The organism is Mycoplasmopsis pulmonis, from assembly GCF_900660575.1.
In the GTDB taxonomy this organism is placed as follows: Bacteria; Bacillota_I; Bacilli_A; order Mycoplasmatales; family Metamycoplasmataceae; genus Mycoplasmopsis_B; species Mycoplasmopsis_B pulmonis.
Genome location: NZ_LR215008.1, coordinates 890,246 through 904,178, shown reverse-complemented (window position 1 = coordinate 904,178; position 13,933 = coordinate 890,246). Strand labels below are relative to the sequence as shown.

At 26.0% G+C, this 13,933-nt stretch carries 10 protein-coding genes; 5 read left to right on the top strand and 5 right to left on the bottom strand.

Annotation, left to right across the window (positions count from 1 at the left end):
- The first annotated feature begins 85 nt into the window (after positions 1-85).
- Positions 86-1,453, top strand: a complete 1,368-nt coding sequence (locus EXC36_RS03755) for an MIP family Ig-specific serine endopeptidase (protein ID WP_041364251.1) — start codon at positions 86-88, stop codon at positions 1,451-1,453.
- A gap of 46 nt (positions 1,454-1,499) precedes the next feature.
- On the opposite strand, the gene EXC36_RS03750 is transcribed toward EXC36_RS03755, so the two are convergent.
- The gene (locus tag EXC36_RS03750; RefSeq protein ID WP_129690494.1) at positions 1,500-3,116 is read right to left on the bottom strand and encodes an ATP-binding cassette domain-containing protein; all 1,617 of its coding nucleotides are present in this window, start codon (positions 3,114-3,116) and stop codon (positions 1,500-1,502) included.
- Positions 3,094-4,239: an ATP-binding cassette domain-containing protein gene (locus tag EXC36_RS03745; protein WP_129690492.1), complete on the bottom strand. Its 1,146-nt coding sequence runs from the start codon at positions 4,237-4,239 to the stop codon at positions 3,094-3,096. Before EXC36_RS03745 ends, EXC36_RS03750 begins: the two co-directional genes overlap by 23 nt.
- Before the next feature lie 80 nt (positions 4,240-4,319).
- Between EXC36_RS03745 and EXC36_RS03740 the strand changes: the two genes are divergently transcribed.
- Complete coding sequence (locus EXC36_RS03740; protein ID WP_041363864.1) at positions 4,320-5,522, top strand: IS3-like element IS1138B family transposase; 1,203 nt, start codon at positions 4,320-4,322, stop codon at positions 5,520-5,522.
- 23 nt (positions 5,523-5,545) lie between these two features.
- Here EXC36_RS03740 and EXC36_RS03735 read toward each other — a convergent pair whose 3' ends face one another.
- Positions 5,546-6,007: a hypothetical protein gene (locus EXC36_RS03735; RefSeq protein WP_129690490.1), complete on the bottom strand. Its 462-nt coding sequence runs from the start codon at positions 6,005-6,007 to the stop codon at positions 5,546-5,548.
- Positions 6,008-6,249: 242 nt separating this feature from the next.
- The gene (locus EXC36_RS03730; protein ID WP_041364246.1) at positions 6,250-6,987 is read right to left on the bottom strand and encodes a phosphotransferase family protein; all 738 of its coding nucleotides are present in this window, start codon (positions 6,985-6,987) and stop codon (positions 6,250-6,252) included.
- Positions 6,988-7,113: 126 nt separating this feature from the next.
- On the opposite strand from EXC36_RS03730, the gene gyrB reads away from it, so the two are divergent.
- From gyrB to EXC36_RS03715, 3 genes are all read left to right on the top strand, one after another.
- On the top strand, positions 7,114-9,042 hold the full coding sequence (gene gyrB / locus EXC36_RS03725) for a DNA topoisomerase (ATP-hydrolyzing) subunit B (RefSeq protein ID WP_129690488.1): 1,929 nt from the start codon (positions 7,114-7,116) through the stop codon (positions 9,040-9,042).
- Between the two features lie 61 nt (positions 9,043-9,103).
- Positions 9,104-10,600: an MATE family efflux transporter gene (locus EXC36_RS03720; protein WP_129690486.1), complete on the top strand. Its 1,497-nt coding sequence runs from the start codon at positions 9,104-9,106 to the stop codon at positions 10,598-10,600.
- A 63-nt stretch (positions 10,601-10,663) separates the two neighbouring features.
- On the top strand, positions 10,664-13,639 hold the full coding sequence (locus EXC36_RS03715; RefSeq protein WP_129690484.1) for a hypothetical protein: 2,976 nt from the start codon (positions 10,664-10,666) through the stop codon (positions 13,637-13,639).
- Here the strand turns inward: EXC36_RS03715 and EXC36_RS03710 are convergent.
- Positions 13,602-13,793: a hypothetical protein gene (locus EXC36_RS03710; protein ID WP_129690482.1), complete on the bottom strand. Its 192-nt coding sequence runs from the start codon at positions 13,791-13,793 to the stop codon at positions 13,602-13,604. The two genes, EXC36_RS03715 and EXC36_RS03710, sit on opposite strands and share 38 nt — an antisense overlap.
- Positions 13,794-13,933: the final 140 nt, after the last annotated feature.

The following is a 13,933-nucleotide window of genomic DNA, read 5'->3' as shown; positions in this document are numbered from 1 at the left end:
ATCTAATAAATTTTGATTTTTTCTAGTTTGAATTATTTGTGGAGCTTTAGTAGTTGGGCTTATTTTTTGAATATCATGGACACTTTTGGGAAAAACAGACAATCTAGGTCATATTGACACTTCTAGCTATCAAGTTGTTAATTACAATAAAAATAGTAATTCTTTTGCTTCTACAAGAATTAATAGTAGTCCAGAAAGAGAAGAAGATGAAACAGCTCGTAGAGCTTATCAACTTTTTAGTCCTAAAACAGCAGCTACTTATGTTGCACCAAACAAAATTTATCAAGATAATTTTAAAACTTCTCTTTCACTTTCAATTCCAGTAGTTGGAGCAATAGACCAAGATGGAAAGCCAGCTAAAGCTTCAGGAACAACTTGAATTTTAGATTATCAACTTACAGAAGATGGATCATATCCGCTTACATGATATTTTGCAACCAATGCTCATGTTGCAACATATTTTAGTTCAAGAGATTTTCCTGAATCAACAAAATATTTTAGAGGTGAAACTGAAGAGGTTTATCTAAGAAGATGAGACTTAAAAAAAACAGGAACTAATATTCAAAAAATTGAAAATGATGATAAACCTGAAAACACATTAACAGTGCCGAGAAAAAATGTGAAATTGGTTTTCATGGGTAATGATTATCTAACAACAAAGCCAAATGATTATTTTAGAGATTTAGCAAGTTATGAAGAAATTATTGACTTTGCAGTATTTGAAATTAAATTCCAAAATGAAGCTGAAGCTAGAAAATTTACTTCAGATTATGCTTTGTGAGAAGAAAAAGATAAAAATAATTTTATTAAAGATTCACTTTTAAAAGATTATTTACAAACAACAAATAATTATTATTACATTTCGGGATATCCAGATCCTACTGAAAGAAATGAAGATGGAATTAGAAAAGAAAATCAAATAAGAGCTTTAGTACCATCAATTAACAAACCAGTTGAAGATACAGTTGAAGGATTGGATGCCAAAATTTATGAAAAAGGAGCTATGCTTTCAGAATTTGAAAACAATAGCATGTTTGGTAAAAAAGGAATTGTGGATTCATCTGCATTTTTCAAAGGAACAACATTAAATATTTGAGGTCAAAAATATTATTATTCTGGATTACTTTACTACTTTAGAAATACTGCCTTAAGTGGTGGATCAAGTGGATCTAAAACTGTTGATAAAAATAACAAAATTGTAGGAATCCATGCTCTAGGTTCTGATCTTTCTGGACTAACAGGATCAGTAGCTTTTAAATCAGAAGGTTTCAAAGTACAAGGCTTACCTTCATTTTGATATAGAAATTATTTTATTCCACAATATGATCTAATTTATGGTGGTGGAAAAGAACAAAAAAAATCATACAAAGATTCATTAAAAAATATTAAAAAAATTGATTCAAATTTTAAAACTCATCTTTTTCCAAAAGGATTTAATAATCAAAGTCTTTAAACAAAAAAACTTTATTAAATTTTTAAAAATTAGAGCTTAAAAAGTTCTATAAATTTTTTAAGTTTTTAATATTAAATATTTGACTATATTTATCTCTATTTGACATTGAAGGATTATGAGAGATATTTATAAATGTTGTATTTTTCATATCTAAGAAATAATTTTCAATTTTATCTTTCATCTTCTTATCTATGTTAGACATGGATTCATCAAAAATTATTCACTTGTTATCACTGGCATGATAAATTATCCTTGCTATATTTAAAATTTGTTTTTCGCCTTCAGAAAGAGATAAAAGATCTTCAAAATTTATATTAAAGTTTTTTGAAATATCTAAGTACTTTTCAAGGATAATTTTATCTTCAAGTAAGCTGATATTACTTTGCAAATCTTCATTTAAAATTATTACTTTGTTATCTAAAAATATAATATTTTCAATAATCGATTTTCTATCAATATTATTGATGTTTTTATCATTAATTAATATGCTTTGATTTTGTGAAGTTATTTCCTTTAATATTAGTTTTATTAATGTAGATTTTCCTGATCCAGAAGGACCTTCAATAAGATATTTTTCATTTTTTCTAAACTTAATATTTAAGTTATTAAAAATTACTTTTTCATCAAAAGCGAAACTAGAATTTTTAAATTCTATGTTGTCTATTGAATCATATATTTTGGTTAAATTTTCACTTTTGATATTTTGATAAAAACTTAAATATTTTAAAAATACATTTCTACTTTTAATACTTGTGTAGTTATTTATTATCATTTCTTGAATTGATTTTATCTCCACAAAGATAAAATTAATAACAACTAAAGTTCCTAGATTTACAGGATCTGCAATTACAAGAAAAATAGCAACTAAAATAGGAATGTATTTTGTAATTTCTAGTGAGATTTCTTTTATAGATTCTATAAACTTATTTTTAATAAATAACTTATGATTTTCAATGTTAAATTTTCTAATTATTTTGAAATATTCTCTATCAAAATAACTAGATGATTTATTTCATAAAAAAGCTTTGTAATTATCAATTAAATCAGTTGTTTGAGATAAATTTCTTTGTCTATATTCAATTAATTTATCTTTGTATTTCAATTCTTTTTTGTTGAAAAAATAAGGCAAAAGTCAGTTAAGTAAAATAGCAACTATTATAAAAATTAAAATATATAAAAACAAAAAGTTTTTAAAGATTATGATCACACCAAAAAGAATTAAAATGCCTAAAAGTGAAATAATATTGTTTGCAAAAGCATAGATATCTGTTGTGTTAACTATTGTAAATTTTTCAATAACATCACTAAAGTTGTCAATGTGTTCTTCAACTTTTTTATTCTTCATTTGTTTATATGAACAAAAATTAAAAAATTCAATATTTTTATTTCTTATCTTTAAGATTATTTCATTTTTTTGTTTATCAATAAAAATAGCATTTATAAATTTTATAGATAAAAAAAATGTAAAAATTAAAAGTGCAACAATTTGCAAAATTATTAATCTATTTTTTGTATGACTATCTGACACTGAAGATTTAAAATTAAATATCTCTTCTGAAATTGTTAATTGAAAATATATAGACAAAATCAATCCTGAAGATGATAAAAAAATTAAAAATAAATTTATTATAAAAAGTTTTTTATTTTCTCAAAGTAGTTGCATCTAAATCTATTACCTCATCGTATTTTGAATATTCACTAGGATCAACATTATGTGAAATTTCAATTAATGTTAGATCCTTATCTGTTAACAATTTTTTTCTAATCAAATTTGTTGATTTTTTATCAATGCTTGAAAAAGCCTCATCTAAAATTAAAAAATCTTTTCTATTTAAGAAAAACCTTGCAAGAGCAATTTTTTGTTTTTCTCCTTCACTTAAAGACATTTCATTTACGCCATCTTCTAAATTGTGAAGCTTATCTTTTAATTCAACTAGTTCTAAACTTTTTGTGATCTTTTCATTGGTAATTTTTTCATTAAAAAGAGTTAAATTATTTTTTAATGAAGAGTTGAAAATAAATGAATTGTTATCAATGAAATTTATTATTTTTATATTTTGATTTACTGACAGTTTTTGATTATTAAATAATATTTTTCCTTCATAATCTTGGTTTATACTTAACAAACTTTTTACAATTGTACTTTTACCTATACCTGATTTCCCCACTATTAAAATTTTTTGATTTTTGTAAATTTTTTGATTTATTTTTTTTAAATTTTTTAAATGTTTAAATTGCAAATTTTCAATTTCTAAAATCTCAAATTCTTTTATAATTTTTTCATCTTTGTACTCATTTTTGTTGAGTATGTTTATGCTTTTAAAATTATCAATTGCAAATTTAAAACTAGGTTCTGAACGATATATTTCAACAATTTCAAAAAATATACTTTTTACAATAATTGGAATTGTAATTAAAATTCCAATATCAACATTGAAAAAATCATTTAAGAAATAAACTATTAATATTGCAAAAGGAATCATTTCAAAAATTACAATACCAAAAACATAAACCCAAATAATAAGATTTTGTTTTGTATCAAGTTTTTGTGTTGAAATTTTATTGGTTAAAAATAACTCTTTGTTTTTTTGAATTCATGTATTAGTTTTATCTAAAAAATAAAAAGCTTTAAAGCTATTTAATGAAGATAAGAGTTTTTGATTAAATTTTTGTTTTATTATGATTTTTTGTTCTGTTAATGAAATATTTTTTTGAAATATTTTTTTGAAGACAAAATATATAATCAAAGCTAAGAATAAAACAATAATTCCAACACTTCAATTCAAAATAAAAACAAGAACAAAAAGTAAACTGGGACAAAAAAATAAAAAACACTTTTTAAAATATACTTTAAATAGGAGTGTTTATGAAACAACTAAAACCAGAACAATGAAAGAAATGATTTTCATTATATGAAGAATTTTATGATGGAAAAATTAATATAAAAAAATATATATTTTTAGTAAACAAAAATATTGGTAAAGATTGAAAAAATACATATGTAAAATCTTGATTTTTCAAAAAATATTCTGCTTTTCAAAAAGATGAACAATCTTTAATTTCACAAACTGGCAAATCTACAGCTAACAAAAAAAATAACGGTAGACCACCAAAAAGAAAAGAAGTTAATGAATATACAAGAGAAGAATTAGAAGAGATTGTTAAAATTTATAGAATAATTTTTGATGACATTAGTGAAAAAGAAATTCGAAAAAAAATTAAAGAACATAAAGATAAAGAAAAAATATTAACTAAAATTTCATGAAAAGAATTTCTCTTTTCAAAATCAACATATTATTCTTGAAAAAAACCTAAACTTGCAGAGCCGAAAAAAGATCAAGAAATTGAAGAAATTATTAGAAAATCATTTCATGAAAACAAAGGTATATTTGGTAGAAAAAGATTAGAAATTTATATTCAAAATAAATATAAAAGGTATATAAACTATCGAAAAATAGGTAGAATTTTGCTTAAATTAAATCTTTTTTGCAAAATTAGAAGAGCAAAAAGAAAAAATGAAATTAAAAATCTTAATACTAAATATCAAAATCTAATTCAAAGAGACTACAATGGCAAATTTAACAACATAGTTGCCACTGATGTAACTTATATTCCAAGCCCCAAAGATGCAATTAACAATCATGTTTATTTATCGATTGCAATTCATCATCAAAGCAAGAAAATAATTAATTGAAATCTAAGTAAAAGAAATGATGTTAAGTTAGTTTTAGATCATATTTCTAAAATCAAATTTGATAAAGAGTGAATAATTCACTCAGATCATGGAAGTCAATATTCATCAAATCAGTATAGTGAAATTATTAAAGAAAACAATGGGATAATTTCAATGAGTAGAATCGCAAATTCACTTGATAATCGAGAAGCAGAATATTTCTTTTCAAATATCAAAAGTGAGTGCTTAAATGATCTAAAAATTTCAAAATTATCATTCAAAGAATTGCAAGAAATTATTCAAAATTATATTGACTGATACAATAATGAAAGATTACAATCAATCTTAGAATGAAAAACACCTCAACAAAGCTGAGATGTTCTAAGTGTTTTTTAAATAGTCACTTTTTTTGTCCTAGTTTAAAGAGATATTATTTTTATTAATGAGTCAAGAAATAAGTGAAAAACATGGCAAAAGAAAATTGATATATTATTGGGTATTTCATTGAATAGATAAATGTTTTCAACTTTACTGTTTTTATAGTATTTTTCATAATAAAATTCTTTAAAATCATTTATAAAAAATCTTTGAAGTGATTCTCTGAAAAAATAGATATTTTTGTTAATTGATATTTGTCAGAATTTTTCAACAAAAATATTTAATGCAAAAAATAATATAGTCAAAAATATCATCAAAATTATTTCTTGAATTTCTTTATTTACAATTAGTAAAATATTTATGGTTTGATAAAATCAAAAAAGTGAAATTACATTAAATGCATTTTTAATCAACAAAAATACAGCACTATTAAGAAAAGATTTTTTATCTTTAATAATTAACTTAAACAAAAAGCAAAAAATGCTTTTTTTAGATTTAGACATAAACAACCAACTTTAAAAGTCACTTAGTTTTGTAAGTGCATTATTTTTTTAAATTATTAATTTAATTTATTGGCAAAAAAAGAATATAAAAAATTTTTAAAACTTTACTAATATGTTTTAGTAATTTAAAAATTTAAAATTCTTATTTTGTGTACATGTCTTTTTACCTTCTTAAAGATTGTTTTTCAAAGTTTATTTTTAGTATATTTGAAAAACTTTAGTAAATAAAATTTTACATTATTTTATTTAATTGTCTTTTTAAAATTTTTTAAATCTTCAATCAAAGTTTCTATTTTATGAGCAAAAGGAGCATCATCAAAGTGTTTTGTTTCTTGAGCATTGACTCATAAAATAATTAAGTAATTAACCAAGATTTTCTGTTGAATAACATATTCATAATCATAGTCATCATATTCATCTAAAAAAACACTTTCTTGGCGATCATCAAGTTTTGCACTTTCAATAAAATATGCAAGGTCAAAATGCTTATCTCCCATTGATGCATATTCTCAATCAATTAGAAAAATTTTACCTTCCTTGTCAATCATGTTAAATGGTCACAAATCATTGTGAAGTGGCATGTCATGTTTTGAATTTTTAAGTATTGTTAATATTCTTCTATAGTGCTTATCAATGGCTTCTATTTTAATGTTTTTATCTCTTAATATCTGTTGATAAAATTTAACTCTTTGTGAGTGATTTGACTTAGGAAATTTAAGTTTAGAATTGTGCAAAGTTTTAATGATTTTTGCTATTTTTCTTAAATTTTCATCACTAGCTTCAAAGTTTTTTCCTTCAATAAATTCTCAAGAGATTGTGTGTTGATCATTAGAAAGTAATTTAGGAACAAAATCAAAAATTTTTAAAATTGAATAATCAATTTTGTGGTTAAAATGTGCAAAGACTTTTTCTTGCCAAAATACATTGCCTTGTCGATAAGATTTATTGGTCATTCCAACTTTAATTTCTACTTTTTCCATGATTTTGCAATTATAAACTAATTTAGTTGTCAAGAGTGATTTTAAGGGCACAAAATGGATCAAAAATGTGTATAATAAAAAAGAAATTTATTGCTTTTTTAAAAAGCAAATTTTAAGGTAGTGTTTATGAGTAAAAATAATCAATATAATGCAAGTAATATTCAAGTTTTAAAGGGGCTTGAACCTGTTAGAAAAAGACCTGGAATGTATATAGGTACAACTGGTAAAAAAGGGTTGCATCACTTAATTTGGGAGATAGTTGATAATTCAGTTGATGAGACTATGGCAGGTTTTGCTAGTCAAATAACTATTACACTTGATAATGATAATTTAATAACAATTGAAGATGATGGTAGAGGAATACCAGTTGATAGGCATCCAGAAACTGGAATTTCAACAGTTGAAACTGTTTTGACAGTCCTTCATGCTGGGGGAAAATTTGACTCTGAATCATATAAGGTCTCAGGGGGTCTTCATGGAGTTGGTGCCTCTGTTGTAAATGCTTTGAGTACAAATTTAAAAGCTTGAATTAAAAGACATAACAAGCTTCACTATGTTGAATTTCATGATGGTGGAAAAATTTTAAAACCTCTTGAAGTTATTAGTGAGCTAGAAAGTGATCAAACAGGAACAAAAATTTCATTTCAACCTGATTTTTCAATTATGGAAAAAAATGACTTTGATCTAGAAGTGGTTAAAGATAGAGCAAAACAACTAGCTTATTTAAATAAGCAACTTGTAATTAATGTCGTTGACAATAGAGTAGGTTATACAAAACAATTCTACTTTGAAGGTGGAATTGTTGACTATATTAAAGAGCTTAATAAATCTAAAAAAGTTTTACATGATCAAACCATCTATAGTGAAGGAGCGAATGTTCTTGAAGATAACCCTGAAGTTATAGTTGAAGTAGCAATTCAATACACTGATTCATATCAGTCAAATATTGTTAGTTATGCAAACAATATTTTAACAATTGAAGGAGGAACTCATGAGCAAGGTTTCTTTGATGGATTAGTTAGAATTTTAAATAAATTTGCAACTAACTTAGGAGTTGTTAAACTTGAAGAAGAAAAGTTAATTAGAGATGATGTTAAAGAAGGTATTTCAGCAATTATTTCTATAAAGCATGTTGATCCTATTTTTGAAGGTCAAACAAAAGGAAAACTAGGTAATAAGGATGCTAGAATTGCAGTTAACAAAATTTTTTCTAAAAACTTTGAGAGGTTTTTAAATGAAAATCCAGTTGAAGCTAAAAACATTATTTTAAAAGTCATCAATGCTAGAAAAGCTAGAATGGCTGGACTTTTAGCAAGAGAAGCAGTAAGAAGAAAAAGTGCCTTTGATATAAGTTCTCTTCCTGGAAAACTTGCAGATTGTTCAAGTAAAAATGCTGAAATATCAGAGCTTTACATTGTTGAGGGTAACTCAGCTGGTGGAAGTGCCAAAATGGGAAGGGATAGAGAATTTCAAGCAATTTTACCTCTAAGAGGAAAAGTTATTAATGCTGAAAAAAACAACATTGAAAAAGTTTTTAACAATGAAGAAATTCAATCTTTAATTATAGCCTTAGGTACTGGAATAGCTGAAGAGTTTAACATTAACAAGCTTCGTTATCACAAAATTATTATCATGACCGATGCTGATGTTGATGGAGCTCACATTAGAACACTTTTACTAACGTTTTTTTATAGATATTTTAAACCTTTAATTGAATATGGCTTTGTTTATATTGCTCAGCCTCCTTTATATAAAATTAGTATTTCAGGAAAATCAAGATATGCCTATAATGATGAGCAAAAAGAAGAAATACTAGCAAATATAAAAGATGTTTCTAAAGTAGCAATTCAACGTTACAAAGGTTTAGGTGAAATGGACCCTGATCAGCTTTGAGATACAACCATGGATCCTACAATTAGAACTATGTTACAAGTTCAAATTGAAGATGCAGCAAAAGCTGATTGAACCTTTACAACACTAATGGGAGGAGAGGTAGCTCCTCGTCGAGAATTTATTGAGCAAAACGCCAAATATGTTAAAAATATTGACTTTTAATTTGGACTATTATTTTAATAATTGCCCAAAAAAAGCAAAATATTGATAATATAGAATAATTATGGCGTCTATGACAAGTTTTTTTAAAGCTCATTTTCCTGAAAACAAAGCAAAATTTAAACTCTACTGGAAATATTCAATTCCAGTTATTTTTGCATCTTTGCTTTTTTCTTTAAACAACTTTATTGATAATTTCATGGTAACTCACATTAATGGGGGAATAGCAGCTCTTGGTATTGCCAACACTTGGACTGGCTTTATTTTTTCAGCTTTTTTGGGAGTAGCTTATATGTCTGTGACAATTTTTGGCCAGTATTATGGAAAAAAAGACTTTGCTAATGTCAAGAATGTTTTAAAGCTAAGGTTTATTTTTAATTACATAATTGTAATTCCAATTAGCATTTGAGTTTTGATCTCACCTGATTGGTTTATTCGCGTTTTTTATAGAACTAATCTTCAAAATGGCGAAGAAATTATCCAAAAAGGAATTAGTTATATTCGCCCACTTACACTTTCTTGACTTCTTCTTGCTACAACTTTTATCTCAGGAAACACTCTTAGAGAAGCAGGCTTTGGAAAATATCAAATGTACTCATCAGTTGCTACTTTAATAGTTAATATTGTTTTTAATGCCATATTTATGTACGGACTAAAAATGGATGTTGATGGAGCGGCTTATGCTACTATTTTGGCAAGACTTTCAGCTTTAATTTCTAATTTTATTATTATTCAAAAAACTAATAAATATTTACATATTCCGCTTTTTAGTTTATTTACAAATAACATGCATGTTGTAAAACTTTTTCTAAGAAGATTTGCAGCTGGATTTTTAGTTGGTGGTGGAATTGTTTTAGTTACTATGAGACAGGTTTTTTGAAACATTGGCTATCCTCAAGGAACAATAGGCAAGCCCGAATATGAAATAGCAGCTTATTCAATACTTGGTTTAACTGGCTCAATTACTGGAATCTTTTTAGGGCTTTTTAATGTTGTTGAAACTAATGTTTCTATCTTTGTTTCACGAGAGCTAGGTCAAGGAAATTTAGAAAAAGCCCGAGCTAATGCAAATGAATTAAAAGGCTTTCATTTTACACTAACTTGAATTTCATCTTTTATCTTAGTTTTTCTTCTTATTGCTATTCCCTATTTAAACTTTTTTGCCAAAGGTGTTTATGACAAAGTTCTAGAAAATCATGGACAAGCCCAAGCAATAGAAGCTAGAGATATTTTTCTAAAGCAACTTCAACTTACAATGCTTCCTGTTTTACTTTTTAATCCAATTTGAGTTTGATTTGTAACTAGCATCAGAGTTCTAGGAAGTGGAAAAAGATCTAATTTCTCAGGGCTTTTAAACTTTAGTGGAAATTTTATCCAGATTATTTGATTAATAGTGCTTGTTTACATAATTATTCCTAAAACTAACTTAGAATTATGACAAGCTTATGTAATATTTTTTATGAGTGATATTACAAAAGTTATTTTTGTAGAGACTTTTTATTACAAAATGCATTGAGCTCATGACATTACAAAAGTTGAACAAAAATCAACCAATCCTTAAAGCAAAAAATAAAAAAATGCCACATTTTAACAACTTAGATGTGGCATTTTTTGTAAACTAATAATGTTTGTTATTAAAAAAGGAACTTTGACTTTTGAAGTAGATGATGTAAAAACTCAAAGCATTAGTTTAAATGGTCTTGGAACTAGTTTTGAAGGTGAGGCTTCTTTAGTCAAAATTGAAAAAGATGCTCAATTAATTGCAAAGACCGGAACCAAATTTGTAAACTCAAATGCTATAGGAAATAGTGTGTCTGTTTTAGACAATTATGGAAGTGTTGTAATTGAGGGAGCTCAAATTTTAGATAATGTCTCTGAATCTGGAGGAGTAATTAAAAATCATAGTGAATTTTCTTTAACTTTTAAAGATGGAGAAATTAGAAACAATATTTCAACTGGAAACAAAGGAATTATTTATAACCAAGGAAATTTAACTATTTCTGGTGGATTAATTGAGTTGAATAAAAGTTTTGGCTCTTCTTTAATTAATGTAGAAAACCCTAATTCTAAGACTAGTCTTGAAAGCGGAAGTATTAAAGCTAATGCATCGGTTAAAAATATTCTTTTTGAAATGGACAATTCAAAAATCCAAATTTCAAATACTCTAATTAATCCTTATGGTTCTTCAGGAATTTTCTTAAAAAATGACTCAACAATGCACTTAGCTGGTTCTTTAGAAAAATTAAAAAAAGAAGCTTCTGAACAAAGAATTGAAGTTTTAGTTGATCTTCCTACTGATTCAAGATATGTAATTCCTAGAGATCTTATTTCTTTAGAAAGTTACCATGAATTAAAATCAACAATTTTTAAAATTTTTAGTGTTAAAAATCTTAATGATTTCAAACATGTTCCTCTAGTTTGAAATAACAAAGAGAATTTCTTTAAATTGTGACCGGATACAAAACTATTTGTAGATTTTTATAAAATATTGAAACAAAAACATGATGAAGTTATTAAATCAGGTAATTTTGAAGGTACTGAAAAAGTTATCAAAGATGAAGTGAATCATTTCTTCAAACCAACTTTAGTTGTTAAGAAATTAATCTTCACTCAACTTGCAAGAGCACTACCTAAACATCATTCATTTTGAAAAGCTTTTAAAAATAATTCTAATTTAGAAAATCAATTTAGATCAATTAATTCATTAATTGGTATGGAATTTCCATATTTATTTGATATTGCTTATTCTCAATTCATTGAAGATGGAATGATTTTACAAAAACCTAAAGATACACATTCGGTTAATCCTGTTCATGAATATTTTAGTAATGAAGAAGTAACAAAAATTTGAACAAAAATCCATGGGTACTTATATGAAAATCGACAATATAACAAAGGTTACTTGACTGATGAGTTTAGATTTAAAGATCAAATTTTGGATTTTTTAACTGAAACAGAATCAATAAATGTTGTTTATTCTGGAGAGAGTATGCTTTCATCTAGAATGAACGACAAAGGCGTTGATTTAAGCGAAGCTTTTGGAAAGCCTAAAAATTGATCTGAGTCAAATCAAGGGCAAAAAGCTTATGACAAAGAAGGTATTTTCATCAAAAAAGGCGATGACTATAAAGAATATATTTCTTTACAAGCTGCAATTGATGAAGCTCAAGAAAACGAGACAATCATTGTCAATGAAAATGTTGAAATTGAAAACTCTTTAAGAATTAATAAAAAAATTAGCTTCACTACTTTTAAAAATGTAAACATTACAAGAAAATATCCAAGTCATTCTTTTGCCATTTTGGAAGTGCTTCAAGGAGGAGAATTAACTTTAGAAATTTCAAATCCCGCAAAACACTCTTTAGCAATCAATGGACTAGGAGTTGACGTTAAAAATTCAGCTTTAGTTAGTGTAAGTCAAGGGGCAAAATTGACTGCTAAAAAAGGTATTAGTTTTGTCAATGCTTACTCTTCAGCTTCGCATTTTGCTCTCTTTTTAAATTCAGGAAAAATTCTCATTGATGGAGCTAAAATCGCAAATAACTATTCACAAAGCGCTTCTGTTTTAAGAAATGAAGATGGAGAATTTGAGTTCTTAGATGGAATCATTGCAAATAATAGAGCTAAAAGTGATGCTGCAATTATTTATAACCATGTTGGTAAATTGAAATTAATGGGTGGAAAAATCATCTATAACCAAACAGAGGGTAATGGGTTAATTTGATCAAATGATGAAACTTGACTTAATGCATCTCTTGAAGCTAATTTCTCTTTAGACAGAAACGCAGTTCAAATGTTTAAAAATGGAAAGCTTCACTTATTCAAAGATACATACCTTGGTCGAGAGTTTGTAAAACACATCATTTTATCAAATAATTCATCTCTTGAAGTTCATGATGATTTAAAAAATCATTTTATCAAAGATGCACCTATTGTAAATGTAATTATTAGAGATTTTACTCATAGTAAAGAAGTATTAAAACTAAATCCTGAAAAATCATTGGATCTTTCAACAAAAATCTTTGATCATTTTAGTTTCATTGATGATCAAAATTCAAAAGCAGTCATTTTAGAAGCTGCCCATTTAGAATCTAAATTTAAAATAATTAATAAAGATTCATTTACAACTCTTAAAAATTTAATGATTTTTAATAAAAATGAAATAACTAAGCATGTTACAAATAAAGATGAAGCTGGTCTTGGAGCTTTCATGAAAAAAATAAGTACTAGCTTTTATAGTCCATTTTTAGTAAAACAATTCCTTAAACATCCTCCTATCGAAATAATTGGTGCAGATGAATTTGAAGTAATCGATCGAAAAACAAAAACCTTAGAATCATTTGCAAATAGTCTATGATTGATGAGTGAAAAAAGCTTTATTTTTGTAGGAACTGCAACTGCAATGGCAATTGGTTTTGGTGTTGCTTCATTTTTTGTAGGACCTGCATTTATTCCTAGTGCAATTGGTAGTGCAATAACCGCAACAACATTGTTTATTCAAGGAGGAGTTATTAGAAGTCAATATTTAATAGTAAAGACTGAGATAAAATTAAAAATATTACCTATTCAGACTTGGCAAACAAAGGACGAGCAGCTATAACAGCTGTAGGGGGTGCAACAGCAATGTTTTGAAAAATTCTAGCAGTTGTCAAAGCCTTCCAAAGTGTTAAACTTGTATTGCAACTTGGAGCTGCAGCTACTTCATGAAGTAATCCTTTAATTTCCATTTTAGTTGCAGCAGCTGACCTTATCATTACAGGTGTTTCGTTCTTAAATGGACTTGTGTTTTAATTCAAACAACAAAAATTGACTTAAAAGCGAGGTCAATTTTTTTGTATCAATTTCACTTTTCAAAATCAAATTTAATTTTTAAATTACATATATTTGAAAAGTG